At 40.9% G+C, this 19,699-nt stretch carries 24 protein-coding genes; 12 read left to right on the top strand and 12 right to left on the bottom strand.

Annotation, left to right across the window (positions count from 1 at the left end; translation table 11 throughout):
- The 7 genes from K1F36_RS05245 (at nt 1) to K1F36_RS05215 (ending at nt 5,212) form a co-directional block, all read left to right on the top strand.
- Nucleotides 1-1,920 (top strand): S9 family peptidase, encoded by a 1,920-nt coding sequence (locus K1F36_RS05245; RefSeq protein WP_220112860.1) that lies wholly within the window; start codon nt 1-3, stop codon nt 1,918-1,920.
- A complete protein-coding gene (locus K1F36_RS05240) occupies nt 1,917-2,615 on the top strand; it encodes a DUF2490 domain-containing protein (protein WP_220112859.1) in 699 nt (232 codons plus the stop codon). The genes K1F36_RS05245 and K1F36_RS05240 overlap by 4 nt, the downstream gene beginning before the upstream one ends.
- A gap of 68 nt (nt 2,616-2,683) precedes the next feature.
- Nucleotides 2,684-3,271: a superoxide dismutase family protein gene (locus tag K1F36_RS05235; protein WP_220112858.1), complete on the top strand. Its 588-nt coding sequence runs from the start codon at nt 2,684-2,686 to the stop codon at nt 3,269-3,271.
- Nucleotides 3,272-3,325: 54 nt separating this feature from the next.
- The gene (locus tag K1F36_RS05230; RefSeq protein ID WP_220112857.1) at nt 3,326-3,523 is read left to right on the top strand and encodes a (4Fe-4S)-binding protein; all 198 of its coding nucleotides are present in this window, start codon (nt 3,326-3,328) and stop codon (nt 3,521-3,523) included.
- A 17-nt stretch (nt 3,524-3,540) separates the two neighbouring features.
- Complete coding sequence (locus K1F36_RS05225; RefSeq protein WP_220112856.1) at nt 3,541-3,843, top strand: GNAT family N-acetyltransferase; 303 nt, start codon at nt 3,541-3,543, stop codon at nt 3,841-3,843.
- A gap of 41 nt (nt 3,844-3,884) precedes the next feature.
- Nucleotides 3,885-4,412, top strand: a complete 528-nt coding sequence (locus K1F36_RS05220) for an RNA polymerase sigma factor (RefSeq protein ID WP_220112855.1) — start codon at nt 3,885-3,887, stop codon at nt 4,410-4,412.
- A gap of 2 nt (nt 4,413-4,414) precedes the next feature.
- Nucleotides 4,415-5,212 (top strand): anti-sigma factor, encoded by a 798-nt coding sequence (locus K1F36_RS05215; RefSeq protein ID WP_220113075.1) that lies wholly within the window; start codon nt 4,415-4,417, stop codon nt 5,210-5,212.
- Nucleotides 5,213-5,279: 67 nt separating this feature from the next.
- Here the strand turns inward: K1F36_RS05215 and K1F36_RS05210 are convergent, their stop codons facing one another.
- Together K1F36_RS05210 and K1F36_RS05205 are read right to left on the bottom strand one after the other, a co-directional pair.
- Nucleotides 5,280-5,927, bottom strand: a complete 648-nt coding sequence (locus tag K1F36_RS05210) for an OmpW/AlkL family protein (protein WP_220112854.1) — start codon at nt 5,925-5,927, stop codon at nt 5,280-5,282.
- A 120-nt stretch (nt 5,928-6,047) separates the two neighbouring features.
- A complete protein-coding gene (locus K1F36_RS05205; protein WP_220112853.1) occupies nt 6,048-7,028 on the bottom strand; it encodes a CorA family divalent cation transporter in 981 nt (326 codons plus the stop codon).
- 72 nt (nt 7,029-7,100) lie between these two features.
- On the opposite strand from K1F36_RS05205, the gene K1F36_RS05200 reads away from it, so the two are divergent.
- A complete protein-coding gene (locus tag K1F36_RS05200) occupies nt 7,101-7,640 on the top strand; it encodes a mechanosensitive ion channel family protein (protein ID WP_220112852.1) in 540 nt (179 codons plus the stop codon).
- A 94-nt stretch (nt 7,641-7,734) separates the two neighbouring features.
- Here K1F36_RS05200 and K1F36_RS05195 read toward each other — a convergent pair whose 3' ends face one another.
- The gene (locus K1F36_RS05195) at nt 7,735-9,021 is read right to left on the bottom strand and encodes a tetratricopeptide repeat protein (protein ID WP_220112851.1); all 1,287 of its coding nucleotides are present in this window, start codon (nt 9,019-9,021) and stop codon (nt 7,735-7,737) included.
- 154 nt (nt 9,022-9,175) lie between these two features.
- Between K1F36_RS05195 and K1F36_RS05190 the strand changes: the two genes are divergently transcribed.
- Complete coding sequence (locus tag K1F36_RS05190) at nt 9,176-10,366, top strand: LETM1-related biofilm-associated protein (protein ID WP_220112850.1); 1,191 nt, start codon at nt 9,176-9,178, stop codon at nt 10,364-10,366.
- Nucleotides 10,367-10,455: 89 nt separating this feature from the next.
- On the opposite strand, the gene K1F36_RS05185 is transcribed toward K1F36_RS05190, so the two are convergent.
- The 8 genes from K1F36_RS05185 to K1F36_RS05150 form a co-directional block, all read right to left on the bottom strand.
- On the bottom strand, nt 10,456-11,211 hold the full coding sequence (locus K1F36_RS05185; protein ID WP_207032931.1) for a LytR/AlgR family response regulator transcription factor: 756 nt from the start codon (nt 11,209-11,211) through the stop codon (nt 10,456-10,458).
- A gap of 63 nt (nt 11,212-11,274) precedes the next feature.
- Entirely contained in the window at nt 11,275-11,553 is a 279-nt protein-coding gene (locus K1F36_RS05180; RefSeq protein WP_220112849.1) for a 2TM domain-containing protein, read from the bottom strand.
- A 4-nt stretch (nt 11,554-11,557) separates the two neighbouring features.
- Nucleotides 11,558-11,890: a 2TM domain-containing protein gene (locus K1F36_RS05175; RefSeq protein WP_220112848.1), complete on the bottom strand. Its 333-nt coding sequence runs from the start codon at nt 11,888-11,890 to the stop codon at nt 11,558-11,560.
- A 4-nt stretch (nt 11,891-11,894) separates the two neighbouring features.
- Nucleotides 11,895-12,200: a 2TM domain-containing protein gene (locus K1F36_RS05170; RefSeq protein WP_220112847.1), complete on the bottom strand. Its 306-nt coding sequence runs from the start codon at nt 12,198-12,200 to the stop codon at nt 11,895-11,897.
- A 2-nt stretch (nt 12,201-12,202) separates the two neighbouring features.
- Nucleotides 12,203-12,547, bottom strand: a complete 345-nt coding sequence (locus K1F36_RS05165) for a 2TM domain-containing protein (RefSeq protein ID WP_220112846.1) — start codon at nt 12,545-12,547, stop codon at nt 12,203-12,205.
- Between the two features lie 2 nt (nt 12,548-12,549).
- On the bottom strand, nt 12,550-12,828 hold the full coding sequence (locus K1F36_RS05160; RefSeq protein WP_220112845.1) for a 2TM domain-containing protein: 279 nt from the start codon (nt 12,826-12,828) through the stop codon (nt 12,550-12,552).
- A 1,012-nt stretch (nt 12,829-13,840) separates the two neighbouring features.
- Entirely contained in the window at nt 13,841-15,169 is a 1,329-nt protein-coding gene (locus tag K1F36_RS05155) for a 2TM domain-containing protein (protein WP_220112844.1), read from the bottom strand.
- A gap of 5 nt (nt 15,170-15,174) precedes the next feature.
- On the bottom strand, nt 15,175-15,798 hold the full coding sequence (locus tag K1F36_RS05150; RefSeq protein WP_220112843.1) for a tetratricopeptide repeat protein: 624 nt from the start codon (nt 15,796-15,798) through the stop codon (nt 15,175-15,177).
- 154 nt (nt 15,799-15,952) lie between these two features.
- Here K1F36_RS05150 and K1F36_RS05145 point away from each other — a divergent pair, with 154 nt between their 5' ends.
- The gene (locus tag K1F36_RS05145) at nt 15,953-16,564 is read left to right on the top strand and encodes an FMN-binding negative transcriptional regulator (protein WP_220112842.1); all 612 of its coding nucleotides are present in this window, start codon (nt 15,953-15,955) and stop codon (nt 16,562-16,564) included.
- Between the two features lie 4 nt (nt 16,565-16,568).
- Here K1F36_RS05145 and K1F36_RS05140 read toward each other — a convergent pair whose 3' ends face one another.
- Nucleotides 16,569-18,362: a PorP/SprF family type IX secretion system membrane protein gene (locus K1F36_RS05140; RefSeq protein WP_220112841.1), complete on the bottom strand. Its 1,794-nt coding sequence runs from the start codon at nt 18,360-18,362 to the stop codon at nt 16,569-16,571.
- A 245-nt stretch (nt 18,363-18,607) separates the two neighbouring features.
- On the opposite strand from K1F36_RS05140, the gene K1F36_RS05135 reads away from it, so the two are divergent.
- Both K1F36_RS05135 and K1F36_RS05130 read left to right on the top strand, forming a co-directional pair.
- Nucleotides 18,608-19,108 carry a GNAT family N-acetyltransferase gene (locus tag K1F36_RS05135; RefSeq protein WP_258538945.1) on the top strand — a complete coding sequence of 167 codons (501 nt, stop codon included), beginning with the start codon at nt 18,608-18,610 and terminating at the stop codon, nt 19,106-19,108.
- A gap of 167 nt (nt 19,109-19,275) precedes the next feature.
- On the top strand, nt 19,276-19,698 hold the full coding sequence (locus tag K1F36_RS05130; RefSeq protein WP_220112840.1) for a DoxX family protein: 423 nt from the start codon (nt 19,276-19,278) through the stop codon (nt 19,696-19,698).
- Nucleotide 19,699 lies beyond the last annotated feature (1 nt).

Raw genomic sequence — 19,699 nt, 5'->3', positions numbered from 1 at the left:
ATGAAAAAATTATTGGCCATTGCCCTGATCACCAGCATTTGGGCGTGCAAAGAAGAAAAAAAGGAACCTTCCGTAGCAGATACGATGAAGACCTACACCATTGCCCAAATGATGGATAACGAATCCATTGGAGGAGGAAGTTTTTCACCCGACAAATCCAAATTGTTGGTATCGAGCAACCGTTCGGGCATTTATAATATCTACACCATACCCACTTCGGGTGGCGACATGATTCCCATAACGCAATCGGACAGCTCATCGGTGTTCTCTATTTCTTATTTTCCGAATGATGAACGAATGCTCTTCCGTATGGACAACAATGGCGATGAAATCTATCACATTTTTGTTCGGGACACCGATGGCAGCAACAAAGACCTGACACCAGAGGAAGGGGCCCGTTCCCTGTTTTACCAATGGTCCGAGGACAAATCGGCATTCTTTTATGGCTCCAACAAGCGGGATAGCCGATTTATGGACCTCTACAAAATGAATTTGGAGACCATGGACGCCCAATTGATCTATCAAAACGATGATGGATACGATGTTGGCGTTGTTTCCCCAGATGAAAAATATGTGGCGTTGAGCAAATCCATCAATACGAACGATAGCGATTTGTTCTTGTATAATTTGGAGTCAAAAGAATTGATGAAAATCAACAAAAACCAAAGTGGAAACGCACCGCAGGATTTTTCACCCGATGGTTCCGCACTTTATTACACCACCGATGATGGCAGCGAATTTTCTTATTTGATGAAATACACCATTGCTGATGGCTCGTACGAAAAGGCAATGGAACGTGATTGGGATATTTCAGGTAGTTATTTTACGGATAATGGCACCTATCAAGTCACTTACATTAACGAAGATGCCAAAAACACCATCGAAGTGATGGAGGTGGCCACGGGCAAAAACATAGAACTCCCCAAGGTGGAGAACATGGAAATTACCAGCGTTAGCTTTTCCGACGACGAAACCATGATGCGTTTTTACGCAGGCGGTTCGCATACACCATCAAACCTTTATGTGTACAATTTGGAAACCAAGGAGCAGAAAAAGCTGACTGATGTATTGAACCCAGAAATCCAAGGACAGGATCTGGTCAAGGCCGAGGTAATCCGATATGAATCCTTTGATGGCTTGGAAATCCCAGCCATTTACTATACCCCACACCAAGCAAGCGAAGAAAATCCTGTACCCGCTTTGGTTTGGGTACATGGAGGTCCTGGTGGGCAATCCCGTCAAAACTTCAGCTCGTTTATCCAATATTTGGTGAACCATGGTTATGCCGTTTTAGCGGTGAACAATCGTGGAAGCAGTGGATATGGCAAAACCTTCTACCAAATGGACGACCTTAACCATGGTGACAAAGATTTGAAAGATTGCGTAGAAGGAAAAAATTGGCTAGCTCAACAACCTGAAATCGATGGGGAGAAAATAGGAATTATTGGAGGATCCTACGGCGGATACATGACCATGGCCGCTTTGACCTACGCCCCTGAAGAATTTGATGTAGGGGTCAATCTCTTTGGGGTGACCAATTGGATGAGAACCCTAAAAAGTATTCCGCCATGGTGGGAATCCTTTAAAGATGCATTGTATAAAGAATTGGGAGACCCTTACAGTGCCGACTCCGTTCGGTTGAAACAGATTTCCCCTCTTTTCCATACCGATAAGGTCACCAAACCGTTGATCGTACTTCAAGGCTCACAAGACCCTAGGGTATTGCAGGCAGAGTCTGACGAAATTGTAGCTGGGGTGCGTCAGAATGGAGTCCCTGTTGAGTATGTCCTCTTTGAGGATGAAGGACATGGTTTTGTCAAAAAAGAGAATCAAATCACTGCATACAGCAAAATATTGGAGTTTTTGGACGAGTACCTCAAAGGAGATGCAAGCACGCCAATAAAAGAAGAAAGTAAATGATCAAAAAATTAACTGCCCTTTTTATACTATTAGGAACATTAACCGCAAATGCACAACAACCTGGTGAGGATGAAATGGGAGCTTGGTACATGTACTTTGGCACCAACAAAATTTCGGAACGTTTAAGCATTCATACAGAGGCACAGTTTAGGTTTTATGAGACCACGAGCAACTTTAACCAAATGTTGTTGAGAACGGGACTTAATTACCATATCGATCCAAATGCTATTGCAACAGGAGGTTATGCGTTTATTGATACCGATAATAATTTTTATGAGTTTGAAGGCGAGATCAATTCAAAGGAGCATCGGATTTTTGAACAATTTATACTCAAAAACAAAGTCTGGGAATTTCTTTTTGAGCACCGTTACCGCTTGGAGCAGCGTTTTTTGGATTTTGGGGAAACCACCGATACACAACATCGGGCGCGTTATCGGATTCAAATGACCCTGCCATTGACCAATACGTTCTTTCTGAATTTTTATGATGAATTGTTCATCAATCTACAGGATAATCTATTTGGCCAAAACAGGCTGTATGGTGCTGTTGGTGTGAATGTTACCGAAAACACCAGTGTGCAGTTAGGTTACTTGAGAAATCAGTTTGCCAATGCTGTTTATGACAGGTTACAGTTGGCCATTTTTTACAATCCAGATTTAAGAGGATTGTTTAAGGGCAAAAAAACTGATCAATAGAGCACGTGAATGGTTGACAGCGGCATAAATAATACCTAACTTAGTGGTTAATCTAAAAACTCATTTTAATGAAAAGTATACAAGCAATAGCGTTAGCGCTAGTATTTATAACTGCGTTTAGCTGCAAACAAGCTAAAAAAGAAACAGAAGAAGCAACTGAGGAAGTTGAAGAAACCGTGGATCAAATGGTTGAAACTACTGAACCTGAATCCATTACATTTAGCATGGAACCTAAAAGCGACAGTAATGTGAACGGTGAGGTTGTTTTTACCCAAGAGAATGGAAATGTTACTATGAAAGCTACCTTTACAGGGCTTGATGAAGGCGAACATGCCATTCACCTTCATGAAAAAGCAGATTGTTCTTCCGCAGATGGAAAATCAACAGGAGGACACTGGAACCCAACTTTTGAAAAGCACGGTAAATGGGGAGCTGAAGATGGTTACCACAAAGGTGACATCGGTAACTTTACCGCAGATGCAGATGGAAACGCAACAGTAGATTTTTCTACGGACGAATGGTGCATTGGTTGCGATGACGAAAAGAAAAACATTTTGGGCAAAGCAGTAATCGTTCATCAAGGAGTGGATGATTATACCTCCCAACCATCCGGAGCTGCCGGTGCAAGAATCGCTTGTACAGGTATCATTCAATAAAAACTATTCAGAGCTGCTTTCGGGCAGCTCTTTTTTTATTTCAATTTGTGTGCTATGAAAGAATATTCTAACGGGGAAATAGCCGTGATCTGGAAACCTGAACTTTGCCAACATGCCGGAATTTGCGTGAAAATGTTGCCAAAGGTCTATAACCCCAAAGAAAAACCTTGGATACAAGCCGAAAACGCATCCACCGAACAATTGAAACAACAAATCTCAAAATGTCCATCGGGCGCATTAAGCTACCGATAACCAATCACTAAAATTTTGTGGAAAAGCAATATCAACTTGTAGACAACGAATCCGCCAAAAGGTTCCAGTTTGAACTGGATAATGGCGATATAGCAAAAATTGAATATATCAAAGCCAAAGAAAAAATATACCTTACCCATACCGAAGTCCCCCCAGGGCACGAAGGCCAAGGCATAGGCTCTGAACTCATCAAACAAACTCTGGAGCATATCAAAAAGGAAGATTGGACGCTCATACCGTTGTGTCCCTTTGTTGCCAAATATCTGAAAGAACATCCCGAATGGAAAACATTGGTGCTGAAGGGAATCAATATTGAATAGCACAAACACAGCCAACTTTTTATATCTTTAACCAACCGGTTATGCAATTGGACAACCTCATAGAAAAATTTCAGAAAAAGGACAGTGCTGCCTTTGAAGCTTTGTACAACATGTACGCTGAAAATATATGTGGGGTAATCAATGTAATTGTGAAGGATACGGAGCGTTCCCAAGAAATCTGTCAAGATGTATTCGTGAAAATCTGGGAAAAATCGGACCAGTACGACACTTCCAAAGGCCGTTTTTTCACATGGATCTTGAACATAGCCCGTAACGCCGCAATCGACGAAGTGCGCTCAAAAACCCATAAAAATCAAAAAAAGAACCTCCCCGTAGATTCTCTCGTAGGTATCTATGAAAACGGCGAAGACCTTAATGATAGAATGGACACTATTGGGCTTCAGTCTTTATTAAAAGGATTAAAGGAAAAGTGCATTTTACTAATTGATATGCTTTATTTTAAAGGCTATACACAAAAAGAAGCTGCCAAAGAGCTGGATACGCCAGTTGGCACCATCAAAACGAGAATAAGAAGCTGTATTTCAAATATTAGAAAAAATATGGCATGAGCATGGATGTGAAAGAATACATAGCGTCTGGAAAATTGGAACTGTATGTTGCAGGAGCATTGTCCACGGAGGAAAACTTGGAGGTGCAACATTATGCTATTCAATACCCTGAAATAAGGAGTGAGATAGAGGCTATAGAGCGAGCCATTCTTGCAGTTACCGAAGCCGCATCACCGAAGATGCCTTCGGATGGTTTTACCAAGATAAAAGCACGAATAGATGATGTTATTCCATTTATACCTGAAGGTACCTCCGGCAAGGGAACCTCTTGGGGCAGTTATTTGGGATGGGCAGCATCGGTGCTGTTGGCCGTCGGATTGTTTTGGATGTATACGGAGAATTCCAAACTACAATCGGAAATAGAGCTTACCAACAAAGAGAAACAAAGTCTAGAGGATATACTCTCGGATACCCAAGAGGAAATCACTTATAAAGAATCGCTTCTTGAGAGTATTAGAGACCAAAACGTTACGGTGATTGCACTTGGTGGACAAACGGTGTCCCCTTCTTCTTATGCAAAAGCCTATTGGAACAAAGAAGAAAGCAAAGTGATTATTGACGCCAAAGGGCTTCCAGAACCACCCGAAGGTTTCACCTATCAGGTCTGGTCCCTAAAACTGGACCCACTAACACCCACCAGCATTGGATTATTGGATGATTTTGCATCGGTGGACACTAAGTTATTTACATTGGAAAACGCGAATGAATCGGAAGCCTTTGGTATTACTTTGGAACCCGAAGGTGGTAGCGAAACACCAACATTGGAGCAATTGTACACCCTTGGCGCCGTAGGCTCTTAAAAAAGAAGGTGGTCGGCAAAGCCAAACCACCTTCAAAACTTAGATTACCTAAAAAAACAATCGAATATTAAAGTTTAAGACCTATCCCAAACCCAAAAATCCAAGGGTTGATATCTACGTCTGCGTCTACGGTAGCTCCCAGGGCGCTTGTAGCATCAACGGTGGCAGTGGTGTTCAGGAAGAGCTTCTTAACATCAAAGTTCAAAAACCATTTATCGTTCAACATATAATCAAACCCACCTTGAAGTGCAAAGCCAACAGCCGTATCATAGTTGATATCATCAACCGTCGGTCCTTCATCAACACCGTAAAATAAGGTAAGGTTCACCCCTGCCCCGACATAGGGGACCAAATTACCTCCGGTAAAATGGTATTGACCTGTAAGTGTCGGGGGCAACAACCAAACGTGGCCCAAATCGATTTCTCCTACGGCAGTCTCTACTGCCTTGACATCATGTTTTGTAGTTCCCAAAATCAATTCCATCGACCAATTGTCATCAAAGAAGTAGGTAATGTCAAATTCAGGAACAATTGAGGTGGAAATATCCACATCCCCACCAATGGCTTCAATATCCGCGCTTTCATCTGGGGAGACCACGATTCCCCTTAATCTAAATTGCCATTTTCCGCTATTGTCCGCCGGGGCATCTTGTGCCACTGCCAAGTTTGTTAATCCCATTACAGCGATAGCCGCTACAAGTATTCTTTTTCTCATCGTGTATTATTTAATAATGATGAGACAAATCTACCGAGCTGTGTTTTTCAAGAATATGATGTTTATCATTGGATGACAAAGAGGAATCACTAAGCCATCAAAAAGAAGTAATTCAATCCATCAAAACCATTTTTTCCGCTTAAAAATGACTATAGATATTATGGTGACTATGAGCATTACGCCCAATAGAATAAAATAACCATAAGGTGACCTTAACTCGGGCATGTTTTCGAAGTTCATCCCGTAAATGCCGGCCAAAAATGTCAGGGGAATAAACACCACTGAGAAGATGGTCAAGGTCTTCATTACCTCATTCAAGCGGTGGCCCTGGACACTGAAAAAGAGGTTTATTTGGCTTTCGAGTTCCATAATATCCGAATCGATATCGGCAATAAGGCCATTTATCTGTTCACGAAGTTCACTAAAATATTTGGTGTGAAAGCCTTTGACCTGAACTCGTTCCAACTTGATGATGATATCCCTAAGACCTTGTGCTGCTTTCTTAAAATCTTGTATCACCGCTTTTTTCTGCTCTACCTCGAACATAAACTCAGGGGTTGGTTCACGTTTTACGATGGCATCCAAGGCATTTTCCATGATTACCGTTTCCTCGTACTTATCTTTGTAATTGGTGATCAAGGTCTCTAGAATAAAAAAAAGCAGGTAATCTGCCCGTTTTTTTCTGATGATACCCTTGTTTTCAAATATTCGCTGGCGAATCCAATCAAAATGATCCCCCCACTTTTCCTGGATGCACCAATTGAAGTCCTTTGAGACCACAAAATACATTTGCTCGGACTCCATAGTATCGTGTTCTGTTTTAAGGATTCGGGCCGCAATAAACAACTGGTCTTCCAGCACTATGACCTTGTTTCCCATCTTTTGGTTCAAGAGCAGGCGCAGTAAAAAATCGTCAAGGTTATTACCGTTCACCATTTGCCTAAACTCTTCCATGTAATCCAAACCATAGGTATTTACCCAAGTAATGGATTTATCGCCTTTTGAAAGCAACAAATCGCTCTCCAATGAGAATTTGTGATTAGAGTAATTTTCGGGAGAGTAGTTGATTACCCACGAATTTTCTTCAAAATCTGTTTTCATGGCTTAAAAATATGAAAGGGTTTATTCGTAGTTTAGACTTATCAATATAAATCAAATTTACTAAGAAGCATCATGATTGACACTATGTCCTTCAAATCCGAGATTTTGTTCACTATCATTCTTTTGACCATTATCATTACGCTCAACTCTTTCAGCAAAAGGGCTATTCGCCGGTTCGGTAGAACAAGTTCCATTGATATGAACAGTAGAAAAATAATTTTTTATTTGAGCAATTTGCTGTTCTATCTGCTGGCTTTTATCGGCATTTCATTGATTTGGGGAGTCAATTTCGAGGAATTTTCGGTATTTATTTCCTCGATGTTGGCCATATTGGGAGTTGGTTTCGTAGCGCAATGGTCCATCCTTTCCAACCTTACGGCAAGTGTTATCCTCTTTTTTAACCATCCTTTGCGTTTGGGTGACAGAATTAGGGTGATGGACAAGGATTTTGACTGGACCGGAAAAGTTGAGGACATCAGCGGATTCTATCTATTTATGCGCACGGATGATGGCAAACGAATTACCATCCCTACCAATCTGGTCATACAAAAAGGTATTGAAATCTTGAAAGAGCAAGAAAGCGAGACCCAAAATGCCATTGCCGATGATTAAAAAAACGCCATGGCAAAAATACCATGGCGTACCTAAAAACAACAACCAAGCCGAGACCCTATCGGTCTTCAACCTTGCTTTTAGCGGGGGAAATTCACAAACTGGCAACCTCTGCTTCCTTTATGGGGCCAAGCTCGTAGGTTGCCCCCAATAATTCTTCTTTTAGCGCTTTAACCTTGTCTTGTTTTCCGTTTGCTTTGTAAATCTCGGCAGCGCGTTGCAAAACGGCAGGTTCATGGGTGACACCTATTACGTGTTCTTCGATAACCTTCATTGATTTTTCCTTTTCTCCCAAATGAAGTAGGCTGTAGGCCAACCACCCATAAGATTGGGGTGTAGGTCTAATACTCACCTCTTCCTGTGCCAATTCATAAGCTCGGTGTTCCACATCCATACTCAGCAAAAAATCCACATTATGGGCATTGTACATATCGCCATAATCCGTGTTTTTACCTGCCATTTTATAATAATCATCCAATGCCTGGACCCTCAACATATCATCGTCAATAAAAGCTGCAATCTCTGCTTTCAACAAATAATATTCGGGGGATTTGTTCTTTTGTGTGATGGAGTCCAAAATCCGAAGTGCCTCAATACCATTTCTTTCGTGGGAATACACGATCCAAGCGATTCCTTTTTTTGCATTTGCATCTTGTGGCGATATTTGAAGCGCCTTGAGATATAGTTTGTAAGCTTCTTCTATATGTCCTGTTGCCCCATAATAATCCGCTAAATGGAGGTAGGAACACAACAACAAGTCTTCATTCTGGGAAATCTCTGCCTTCTCTGTCGCTTTTTCCATGAGCTTAATGGCAGAATCAGAATGACCCTTGAAATTGTTCCACCTAGCCAACCTGACCAAATATTCATAGCTTGATACATCCTTGATGCTATCCAAGTATTTGTTTGCAAGCCCATAGTTGCCCAATTCCATATGAATATCAAACAGCAAACTCTGGGTCGCCTCCAAATCGGTACCTAGAGCTCTTGCCTCTTTTGCCAGCACCAAAGCCTCCTTGAACCTGTGCTGCAACATGTAATTATTGGACAAAGCCCTTATAAATCCAGATTTTTCAGTAGTAGCCATCTCAATCGCCTTATTTAAGATCTTCGCTGAATTTTTTAAGAATTTGACATCACCGGTTTCCTTATAAATTTGCATGTTATCGTCCGTCAAGTTCCACAAACCGGGCAATTGCATACTATCAGAGTTGGCTTCTACTTCAAACTGTAAATTAGCGGGTATAGTCTTTAACGGACCTGATACCAAAAAGTGATCATAGTCCGATTTGTTTGTTTTGAACACTTCCGGTTCTTGAACGCAAGAAACCAGAAACGTCAAGATGAGGAATAAACAGATACGTGGTATTATTATCTTCATTTTGTTTGTTGTTTTAGGGCTTGTATCTACCCTACCTACGGAACTGCGTAGTACGCGGTTTGGTTTTGAAATGTTAAAATTTCATCGAAGTCATTGGCCTGTACCAAAGCAAAGTCAGAGAAATTGTTTTACTTTGATGCGTTAAAATGTATCCATGAACCCTTCCGCCTCTGGCTGGATCAACAAATTTGGTCACCTAGTAGCTCAAGAGTCTTCCCGTTTTGAAGACTTTGACAGTTTGTACAGAGAACTCAAAACAAATGGTTTCATATACGGTGTCCACTTAAGCATCCCATCGTTTATAGATGTGGAACACACATTGAGCGAGGACGAGATTGCCAAGATCAATCTACTGACCGCTTTATACTACACCTATACCTTTGAGGTTGGAAAGACCGATTTCGAGGCCTTCGTCAACAAAATATTCGAATACTATCAATCCTTGAATGTGAGCAGGATTTCGTTTTTGAGCAAGATATTGAGCGGCTCAAAAACAATTTCCCAACTGGAAAAATTGATTGATTCCCGAATCTATTTAAGCGACAACACTTTTAGTAGGGCACTCGGAAATAGTTTGACCAATTCGTTACTTTATGTAGATATTCTCATCTTCATAATTTATCTCCGAAGCGATAAAGACATGATGAGCCATGCACAACTTTTGGAGTATGTTACCATTAATATTGTGTACCATGCCCTCAACTCCAAAGAGACCCATGAATCGGATGCAAAATTGATTCAATTGTTGGGGTCTTCCCTTACCTATGTGGATCTTGACAATGCAAAATTTGAAGGCGAATATTCGGATTTATTGAACCAGAATTTCACCAAAAATGAGAAGGATTATTTTCTGGATATGGCATGCCTGACCATATGGGAAGATAAGACGTTGGACTACTCTGAAACGGACTACATTTTTGGTCTTGGAAAAGACCTTGGAAAGTCTAAAAAAGAAGTAGAATCTGAGCTCGATTTTGTGATGAATTTCTTCGAGAAAAACAAGGATAAAATTGCCTATTTGAGCAACAAAAATTTGGCCGTTCAATTCTATGATGGGATGTCCAAAAACGTGAGCAAATTAATTCTTCGAAACAGTAAAAGATTAAAAAAAGAGCTGACCGAAAGTAGGGAATTGGTCGCACTTTTATCCAAGTCGACCGTGAAGGATTTGAGTAACGAAGAGAAGAAAAAAGTGCAAAATCAATTGCTCGATATTTTTAAAAGTATTCCTTCCTTGGCAATTTTTATGCTGCCCGGAGGAGCGATTCTTCTGCCTATTTTTATTAAATTGATACCTAAACTTCTTCCTTCCGCTTTTGATGACAATCGAGTTGAAGAAAAGTAGGTTTTTTACCCAAAAAACTCACTATAAGAAAAACCTATTATTAGTTTTATATTTTTTTAAAAAAATGATAATCAGTTTTTTAAATTAATTTATTCCAACCATAACTTAAAGTCTCTTACTCGTTCCCTACTTACTATCACTTCAGCCTCATCAAACCGTTTTAACTTGATTTGAAGCCTTGAATTTGTATATGAAATAATGTCTCCTATATGGTTGATGTTCACATAAAATTTTCGGCTGACCCTAAAAAATGTCTGTGGCTCCAACTCCTCCTCCAACTGTTCCAGGGTAGTGTCCAATAAATAATTTCTTCCATCCGAAGTAGCGGCATAAGTACCTTTGTTCTCACTATAAAAACACTCTACCTCATCGGCATTTATAATTTTTAAATGCTGTCCTACCCTAGCTGTAAACCGCTTCTTGAATTCGCGTTCCAAAGGGTTAACCAAAAGCTTTTTTATGTCGTTAAAATCGATGGGGATTTTTTGGTTTTCCGGTTTAAAATTCCGGTACTTTTTTACGGCACTTTCCAGCTCTTCTTCGTCTATTGGTTTTAACAAATAATCAATGCTATTTAACTTGAATGCTTGGAGTGCATATTCATCATAAGCGGTGGTAAAAATGATAGCACTTTTCACCTCGACTTCATCAAAGATTTCAAAGGAAAGTCCATCGGATAATTGGATGTCCAGAAAGATTAAATCGGGATGCGGATTTTTCTGAAACCATGCTATGGATTCTTCAACGGAATGCAACATGGTGGAGACCTCCATTTCCAATTCGGAGAGCAGTCTGGACAATCTTCTTGCCGCTGGTTTTTCGTCTTCAATGATCAGGACATTCATATAGGTTTGGTTTGTTGTTTAGGTTTTGGTCTTGTTGTGATTTTTCTTGTTACTTCTTCTTCACTATACTTTTTTATCATCAAAATGAAATCTGTAAACATACCTTCCTTGGACAGCGATCACAGCTCCCCAAATTATAGGTATCGCCAAAATATTCCAATCTATCCATTTCAAAAAAGCTTCATTAGAGTTGCCACTGGTTTCCATGAACCAATCAACGGTACTTCCTTTTAAGGCCAAGAGGACAGAACTTACTAAAATAAAAAAAGTCAAATGATAGTAAAACCTTTTTATGGCATTCACTTTTCGCTGGGCCTTTTCAAAAACGGAATTTCTGTCCATGATGCTATTTATATTTATCTACCTTGTTCCTATCCTCTTCGATGTATTTTTGAATCTGTCGTTCTTCCCATCTTTTAAAGAACGTAAATTTATGCCTTTGCAGAATCAATGTATGAACGACCAAGATCACGGCCCAAATCAAGATGTTTGCATTGATCCAATCATAGTAATAGGACTCCTTTGGAAATGTTTCTGGTAATAACGAATTTAATATTCCGGTCTTAAGAAGGTATAAGAGGCCGTTAACGACAATAAAAATGAAAATGTGTCTATAGTACCCTTTGAGCTCCTTGACGCGTTTTTTGGCGTTCTCTCTCGCTGTATCTTTGTTGACCATAATCTTATTTATACTTGTTCATTTCTTCTTTATCCTCGTCCATGTACTTTTGGATTTGGCGTTCTTCCCAGTCTTTACCCAACAATGGATTGAAACCAAAGGTTTTTGACGCATGGAAGAGAACTCCCACTCCCCAGGCAATTAAAGTAAAGAAATGCTCCCATTTCCAAAAGTCATCGCTCCTTAGGTACAAGTTCACCAGAATAAAGGCATTTATCACCACATAAATGGCCAAATGGATATAAAAGCCTTTGAGTTCATCCACTCTTTTTTTGGCCCTATTGTATTTTTCTTTGTTGCTATTTTCCATGGTTATTTCCATTTATTGTTTTGTTCATCATCACGCATAAACTCCTCTAACTTGCGTTTTTCCCATTGTTTTCCAAAAAAGGGATTAAGGTCAAATGTTTTAATGGCATGAAAAACAATTCCGATTCCCCAACCAAAAGCGGCCCACAAGAACCACATATAGCCAAAGCCCGTGGTGTAGTAATTTAGAACTGCCAATCCGGCTATTACAAGCACATATGAGGTGAGGTTACCGTAGAACTTCTTAAGCTCCTGAACACGCTCACGCGCCCTTACATATTTGTTTTCTTTATCTATAGTTTCCATGGTATTGTTGTTTGATGTGATGTTGTAGCTAAAAATACTCATTCTTAAAATTCTTTATTGTTCATAAACTCCTGAATCTTACGCTCTTCCCAATCCTTTCCAAAAATGGGATTGTGTCCATAAGCGGTCATCCAAAGGCTGACCAAACCAAATCCCCATCCAACGGCGGGAAAAATGGCCCAAGGAATATCGGTGGTCCTATAATTGATGTAGATCAAAAGTGGAATTACCACGCAATAGGCAATTAAGCTATGATAAAAGGATTTAAGGCTCTCCACTCTTTCTTTTGCTCTTGTGTAACGGTGTTCGTTTACATTTTTCATGACTGTTCGGTTTTAATTATTGATTACAGGTCAAATATCAGAATAGCCTGGGGCAAAAAGAAAAGTGAATTCCCGAACTGTAATTTTAATGGGATGAGTTGTAGATAGAGGGGTTAAGGGTTAAGGGTTAAGGGTTGAGGGTTGAGGGTTGAGGGTTGAGGGTTGAGGGTTGAGGGTTGAGGGTTGAGGGTTGAGGGTTGAGGGTTGAGGGTTGAGGGTTGAGGGTTGAGGGTTGAGGGTTGAGGGTTGAGGGTTGAGGGTTGAGGGTTGAGGGTTGAGGGTTGAGGGTTGAGGGTTGAGGGTTGAGGGTTGAGGGTTGAGGGTTGAGGGTTGAGGGTTGAGGGTTGAGGGTTGAGGGTTGAGGGTTGAGGGTTGAGGGTTGAGGGTTGAGGGTTGAGGGTTGAGGGTTGAGGGTTGAGGGTTGAGGGTTGAGGGTTGAGGGTTGAGGGTTGAGGGTTGAGGGTTGAGGGTTGAGGGTTGAGGGTTGAGGGTTGAGGGTTGAGGGTTGAGGGTTGAGGGTTGAGGGTTGAGGGTTGAGGGTTGAGGGTTGAGGGTTGAGGGTTGAGGGTTGAGGGTTGAGGGTTGAGGGTTGAGGGTTGAGGGTTGAGGGTTGAGGGTTGAGGGTTGAGGGTTGAGGGTTGAGGGTTGAGGGTTGAGGGTTGAGGGTTGAGGGTTGAGGGTTGAGGGTTGAGGGTTGAGGGTTGAGGGTTGAGGGTTGAGGGTTGAGGGTTGAGGGTTGAGGGTTGAGGGTTGAGGGTTGAGGGTTGAGGGTTGAGGGTTGAGGGTTGAGGGTTGAGGGTTGAGGGTTGAGGGTTGAGGGTTGAGGGTTGAGGGTTGAGGGTTGAGGGTTGAGGGTTGAGGGTTGAGGGTTGAGGGTTGAGGGTTGAGGGTTGAGGGTTGAGGGAAGTTCGTTAAATTTTCCTGATTGCAACCTATATGCTGTGCTCATTGATTTGGACAATTCGAAGACGGAAATCCGACTTCTGAAATCTATCAACTGAAATCTGAATTCCTAGAAATCGTCCTTTTCCATTAATTCTTTGATCTTGCGCTCCTCCCAACGTTTTCCCCATAACGGATTATAGCCGAAGGCTGCCATACCGTGGGCCGTAAGTCCAAATCCCCAACCCAACGTAGGGAAGAAAGCCCATAGAAAATCCGTAGTACGAAAGTTGAGCCACCATAAAAAAGGAATCACAATACAATAGGCCATAAGATTGCCATAGAAGTCTTTAATATTCTTGACCCGTTCCTTGGCATTGGCATAGCGTTTCTCTTCAATATAGCTCTCCTGTGTCTCTAGAACCGTATATTTTTGGGTGAGCATAGGTATAAAAACCACGAAATCGCTTTCCGTTTTCTCAATGATCACTTCACGGTCCGTAAGGATATTGTACCGTTGTTTTATGTTTTGGAGTCCTACCCCACTGCTCTTTTTAACCACCTGCTTCTCTTGGAGGTTGTTGCTCACCACCAACATACCATTTTGTTCAAATACTTTGATATGCAATGGCCGGGAAGAAGTGACCACATTGTGCTTTACTGCGTTTTCCAACAAAAGCTGTAATGACAGGGGCACTATTTTAGCTTCAGGCTGGGAGCAAGTATCCGGAATATCGAAAATAATACTGTCCTCAAAGCGCATTTTAAGGAGTCTAACATAGGTTCGGGCAAATTTCAATTCTTCATCGACCGTAACCAGGTCCTTGTTTTTCTGCTCCAACACATATCTATATACTTTGGAAAGCGATGTGGTGAAGTTTTGTGCTTGGTGAGGATCCTCATCTATCAAACTGGTCAATACATTAAGGCTATTGAACAGAAAATGGGGATCCAACTGATTTTTCAGCGCATCGAACCGAGCGGATGCCGACCCGGCAATTATCTTTTGCTCCTTTACCTGCTTTTCCTTGTAGTATTTGTAGTAGTAGGCTGCATAGAACAACAGCGCAACTATCATAGCAATTAAAAAAGAGGTGTAATAATCCTTTGGAGTTTCGTCCAAAATAAACGTACTAAAACCAACATTGTAGATAAGTACCTTAAGAACTAAGCGGGCTAAAAAGATACCAATTATGGAGGCAATGATATTCCCTATTATTCCATAACCGATGTATTTGCGGGTAAATAATTCTTTATCATATTTCCGCATTAGCAAAATAAACGATACCGCGTTGCAGAGATAAATAATCATGGAAAACACTATGGTTTCCCAAAAATCTACGGACAATTCCTTAAGAGTGAACTCCCAACCATTTACAAAGTAGATAATAAGGGACACTATAAAAATAGCGACCCCTATTAATAATGCTTTAGTTATTTCTCTTACGAAGAGCTTCATACTGATTATTTACCGCAACTTTTCAACACCTCTTCCGCCCTTTCTTTTCCCCAGGTCGGGTAGAACGGAGTTTCGGATTTAAAGGTAGCAAAAAGTTCCAAGGCTCTTTCCACATCTTCGCAATAGGGAGTAATGTCCTTTCCAAAATAACGGGCCGACCCCATATCCCATTCTGCTTTGGAAAGTATCACCCTGGGATTATCCGGGGCTATTTCCATTGCTTTTTGATACAGTTGAACATTTTCCTGAGATAGCGTCATACCATAAGTGACTCCATCAAAAGCAATCCATGCGGTATTAATAAGCGCCTCCTGAATCAAAATTTCGGGATTGTTGGGGGAAATGGCCTTTGCCACATCCAGAAATTCTTTGGCTTTTTCCAGTTGCTTGCTCAATTTCTGCTCATCCTTCTCCCCAAAAGATATCACTGTATTGATTTGTGATACATAATAATAAGGCAGCCATTTATCTGGTTCGGCTGTGGCTATACGCTCGAAAAGGTTAGATGCTTCCGTTGTTTTTTGGTTTTTCCATAATTCAAACGCCTTTTCCATTCCGCTGGAATAGCGATCCTGCGCATTTACCAATGTTGACCCAATGAGTACAATAGCTAAAATAAGTTTTTTCATGACTGTTGTTTTTGATTATTGATGCCACAAAGATGATTGCAAGACTGCATTTTTTAAAAGAAGGTTTACCCAACTGTGAACATTCGGGGATGAACCGTAGTCCGTCGCAACTTAATTTATATTTTAGCTTTCCATTTAAAATTTAAGCACGCCCATGTACATCCCTCCCCATTACACCAATAATGACATTGAAGAGATCAAAGCTTTTTTGAAGCAGAACAGTTTTGGGATTTTAATCAATATCGTGGACAATAAACCATGGGGAACGCACATTCCCTTGGAACTGGAAACCGATGGGCAAGGAAACGATATTTTGGTCGGACACATAGCCAAAGCCAACCCACAATGGAAATATTTTAAGGATGAGTCCGAAGTACTTTGCATTTTCAACGGGCCGCATGCCTATGTCTCATCTTCGTGGTACAAAGAGGAAGAAGTGCCTACTTGGAACTACATTGCAGTCCACGTTTACGGGAAGTTGAGCATTCTAACGGAAGAAGAGACCATGGCGGCCATGCACCGATTGGTAGATAAATATGAAAATGATTCCAAAAACCCGATTTCACTCAAAAATATGTCTTCAAAAACCCTGCGTCAAGTAAAGGGCGTAGTGGGATTTCATATTAAGGTTTCAGATATACAGGCAACGTATAAATTGTCGCAGACCCGTTCCGATGATCATCAAAAAATAATATCTGAACTAAAAGAACGCCCCGACTCAGGGAGCCAGGGCATTGCAGATTTTATGAGGGACAAAAAGTCTTGATTGATTATTCAATATCCTGAAAAATAGCATCCGCCCAGTTGGCGTACCTTGGGTTTTCCACATGCATGATCCAAATTTCGTCTTGGTACTTACCTTTCATTTTTGATTGATATGCCTGGTAGGCCAATTCGTTTTCCTCGTACTTGGCCAAGTAGACATAGTTTAGACCGTTATCCGGATTCTTAAAGTATTGTGCCTGTAGACCTTTGCTTTTCAATTCTTCCATGAAGTTTTTCAGGTAGGTCTCATTTTTAAACACATTTGCCACAATGTAATGTCCTTGCCCTACACCTTCAAGATTGATGTATTTTTCAATGGGCTTGAATGCTCCACCATTAAAGGTCCCCTCGCTTTTCTTCTCAACTTGTTTTGGCGCCGGTTTGAAATTCATGGCCAAAGCCGTTTCAGTAGAAGCATCAATGGCGTTGTACAGGGAATCCAAGTCTTTGCTATCGGCCATGTAAAGCTTTTGGGCTTTATCCTTTATATCGGGAATATCGTCGCCATTATGCCGTTTTACCAATCGCATCACCATCTCAAAACGTTTTTCCATATCTTGCTCCCGGCTCTGCTTCATGGAATCTACCTTGTAGAGCAAATCGTCTATTACGGCATAGCTATCTTCTTGCTTTTCTTGCAATTCGGCAACACGCTCCTCCCAATAGGCCCTTTCTTCCTTATTCGTAGGCCGTAAAGTGGTTTCAACATCCAGTTTACTGCTTTGTTGGGTCTTTTTGGTTTCCTCCCCTGCGTCCGCTACAGCTGTATTTTCAATTTTCTTTTTCTCTACATCTTCTTCATCATTGGAGACGAATGTATTTTTGGAAAGATTGGGCACAAAAGAGTATGCAATGGAAATTTCGTGGGTAACCCCAAGATTGGCTATGCTGTTCACCAAGCTCTTCTCAAAGTTATAGCCAAAGGACAACCGCTGGTTTAAATTGAAGCCTGTTCCTGCGGATGCACCATAAAATTGATCATAACCCGCTTGTACCCAACCTAGTTTAGGGAGATCAAAAATGATTCCTCCTCCGAAAACAGGATTTTCACTGCCTTCAAAACGGGCTCTTGCCAAGGGCATTAATCGCGCATCCTCAAAAATACCCTTACCATATTCCATTTGGTGAACATACTGAATGTGGCCAGAGAATGTTTTTTGTTTGAACTGGGTCAGCGATTCACTGGACTTTAAATTAAAGTCCACCAAGTTTTGGGCAAAAACGCCAAAATCAAACTTCCCCAAACTAAGGTTCAATCCGGGTTGAAAAGAGATAATGGAACTTTCGCTAGCATCGTTCAAAAAAGGGTCATCTTCCAAGGCAACAACCCTACTCGGGTCATAACTGCTCACATAATAGGGAATATTCACGCCAAAAGTTAGGCTGCTCTCTTCCCCCAACTGAATGCCATGGGAGTAATTGGCCATTATGCCCAAATTGGAGATTATGCCAACTCGCTGGTTGTAAAGGCTTAGGCCCAAGCCAATTCTATCGTTCAGACGGCCGCTATAACTCAAAAAATAGTTCTGGCGGTTGTTGGCGAAATCTGCACTTTGACTTCGATGAAAAAAATTGATGTACGATTTATCCTCCCGAATGGATGAAAAAGTGGGATTGATCAAAAATCGGTTGAATTTCAACAAATTTTGAAACGGTACATCGTAACTTACATTGGGACCATTTTGCTCTTGGGCCCGCAATGGAAGACCAAGAAAAATAAGAACCATGAACGCAAATAGATAGCGCTCAAATGGGTACGGGAATGTAGTTTGGGGAAACTTGGGTAGTTTTATCTCCATAGCCGATTGGAATTTGTAGGTTAAGTTGCCCGATTGGGACAGGCCAATATGTTTTTAAGTTTGTCATTCGCAAGATTTGGGACCTTGTAAGAATTTTATGACTAATCTAATGTAAAACTAAATATTTTATCGTCCAACCGGTAATTTTTTCGTTGAACAGCATAGTGAATTGATAGATAAGCAGTTTCTTTCGATAAAAAGTGCTTTTGAGTTTACGGATGTTATTGAAATTCAAATTATTTTTAATGGCAAAAACGAAAAATAACCTCAAAATGGATGCCTCTTTTACCATTGTCCCCTATTCCGAAGCTTATAAAGATGCTTTTAGGCTCCTTAACGAGGAGTGGATCATCAAATATTTCCAAATTGAGGAAATGGACCGTCTCGCACTACACAATCCGAAAGGCTACATTTTGGACAAAGGTGGATATATTGCAGTTGCCTTATTGAATGAGCGACCGGTAGGGGTTTGTGCCTTGATACCCTGTATATGTAATGGATACGATTTTGAACTGTCCAAAATGGGTGTGTCACCTGCGGTCCAAGGAAAAGGAATAGGTAAATTGTTGGGCCAGCATATTATTGAGAAAGCAAAGCAATTGGGCGCCAAGAAAATATTTTTGGAGAGCAATAGAAAATTGGCGCCGGCATTGTCGCTCTACAAAAAGTTGGGGTTTGTAGAAATGGTCAAAGTAAAATCCCCATATGCCCGCAGCGATATTCAGATGGAATTGATTTTGGGGTAAATTCTTTGAGTGACTGCTTTCATATATAAGTTCGTTTAATGACATCGTTGATATTTTGAATTGATTTCACTTAAAACTCAAATATCATTATCAACATTTATGTAAAAAAATTAAATATATCACTTAAAATGAGTACCTTATGTAATCAATCCACAAACCTCAACACCATGGGTCTCATAAAAAAGCTCAACAAATGGGCCAATGCCCATACCTATCTTTCACTAGATTTAATCCGGGTTTTACTCGGTGTCGTTTTTTTTGTCAAGGGAATCGAGTTTATGTCCAATTATGAGGAAATGGAGCGTTTGGCAAAACCGTTCCAAGACATTCCAGGGGGGATGATATTTCTTCATTATCTAATTCCTGCACACTTTGTGGGTGGCATCCTAATTACAGTTGGTTTACTCACCCGATGGGCCGCCATTGCACAGTTGCCGATTTTGTTCGGTGCTATCCTCACTAACTTTTTAGGAGTAATGAACACTAACTATCTAATGTTGGCCATTATTGTTTTGATAACATCCTTATTCTTTATTGTATATGGCTCAGGTCGACATTCGGTCGACTATTACCTCAAAATGCAGCAGTAGC

Origin of the sequence: Flagellimonas abyssi, from assembly GCF_019457905.1 — a bacterium.
GTDB classification, from domain to species: domain Bacteria; phylum Bacteroidota; class Bacteroidia; order Flavobacteriales; family Flavobacteriaceae; genus Flagellimonas; species Flagellimonas abyssi.
The sequence above is the reverse complement of the archived record's forward strand: the minus strand, read 5'-3'. Positions and strand labels throughout refer to the sequence as shown.

Coding starts and splice junctions, on each gene's coding strand:
- K1F36_RS05245 (WP_220112860.1), top strand. CDS start 1: ATGAAAAAATTATTGGCCATTGCCCTGATCACCAGCATTTGGGCGTGC.
- K1F36_RS05240 (WP_220112859.1), top strand. CDS start 1,917: ATGATCAAAAAATTAACTGCCCTTTTTATACTATTAGGAACATTAACC.
- K1F36_RS05235 (WP_220112858.1), top strand. CDS start 2,684: ATGAAAAGTATACAAGCAATAGCGTTAGCGCTAGTATTTATAACTGCG.
- K1F36_RS05230 (WP_220112857.1), top strand. CDS start 3,326: ATGAAAGAATATTCTAACGGGGAAATAGCCGTGATCTGGAAACCTGAA.
- K1F36_RS05220 (WP_220112855.1), top strand. CDS start 3,885: ATGCAATTGGACAACCTCATAGAAAAATTTCAGAAAAAGGACAGTGCT.
- K1F36_RS05215 (WP_220113075.1), top strand. CDS start 4,415: ATGGATGTGAAAGAATACATAGCGTCTGGAAAATTGGAACTGTATGTT.
- K1F36_RS05210 (WP_220112854.1), bottom strand. CDS start 5,927: ATGAGAAAAAGAATACTTGTAGCGGCTATCGCTGTAATGGGATTAACA.
- K1F36_RS05205 (WP_220112853.1), bottom strand. CDS start 7,028: ATGAAAACAGATTTTGAAGAAAATTCGTGGGTAATCAACTACTCTCCC.
- K1F36_RS05200 (WP_220112852.1), top strand. CDS start 7,101: ATGATTGACACTATGTCCTTCAAATCCGAGATTTTGTTCACTATCATT.
- K1F36_RS05195 (WP_220112851.1), bottom strand. CDS start 9,021: ATGAAGATAATAATACCACGTATCTGTTTATTCCTCATCTTGACGTTT.
- K1F36_RS05190 (WP_220112850.1), top strand. CDS start 9,176: ATGAACCCTTCCGCCTCTGGCTGGATCAACAAATTTGGTCACCTAGTA.
- K1F36_RS05185 (WP_207032931.1), bottom strand. CDS start 11,211: ATGAATGTCCTGATCATTGAAGACGAAAAACCAGCGGCAAGAAGATTG.
- K1F36_RS05180 (WP_220112849.1), bottom strand. CDS start 11,553: ATGGACAGAAATTCCGTTTTTGAAAAGGCCCAGCGAAAAGTGAATGCC.
- K1F36_RS05175 (WP_220112848.1), bottom strand. CDS start 11,890: ATGGTCAACAAAGATACAGCGAGAGAGAACGCCAAAAAACGCGTCAAG.
- K1F36_RS05170 (WP_220112847.1), bottom strand. CDS start 12,200: ATGGAAAATAGCAACAAAGAAAAATACAATAGGGCCAAAAAAAGAGTG.
- K1F36_RS05165 (WP_220112846.1), bottom strand. CDS start 12,547: ATGAGTATTTTTAGCTACAACATCACATCAAACAACAATACCATGGAA.
- K1F36_RS05160 (WP_220112845.1), bottom strand. CDS start 12,828: ATGAAAAATGTAAACGAACACCGTTACACAAGAGCAAAAGAAAGAGTG.
- K1F36_RS05155 (WP_220112844.1), bottom strand. CDS start 15,169: ATGAAGCTCTTCGTAAGAGAAATAACTAAAGCATTATTAATAGGGGTC.
- K1F36_RS05150 (WP_220112843.1), bottom strand. CDS start 15,798: ATGAAAAAACTTATTTTAGCTATTGTACTCATTGGGTCAACATTGGTA.
- K1F36_RS05145 (WP_220112842.1), top strand. CDS start 15,953: ATGTACATCCCTCCCCATTACACCAATAATGACATTGAAGAGATCAAA.
- K1F36_RS05140 (WP_220112841.1), bottom strand. CDS start 18,362: ATGGAGATAAAACTACCCAAGTTTCCCCAAACTACATTCCCGTACCCA.
- K1F36_RS05135 (WP_258538945.1), top strand. CDS start 18,608: ATGGCAAAAACGAAAAATAACCTCAAAATGGATGCCTCTTTTACCATT.
- K1F36_RS05130 (WP_220112840.1), top strand. CDS start 19,276: ATGGGTCTCATAAAAAAGCTCAACAAATGGGCCAATGCCCATACCTAT.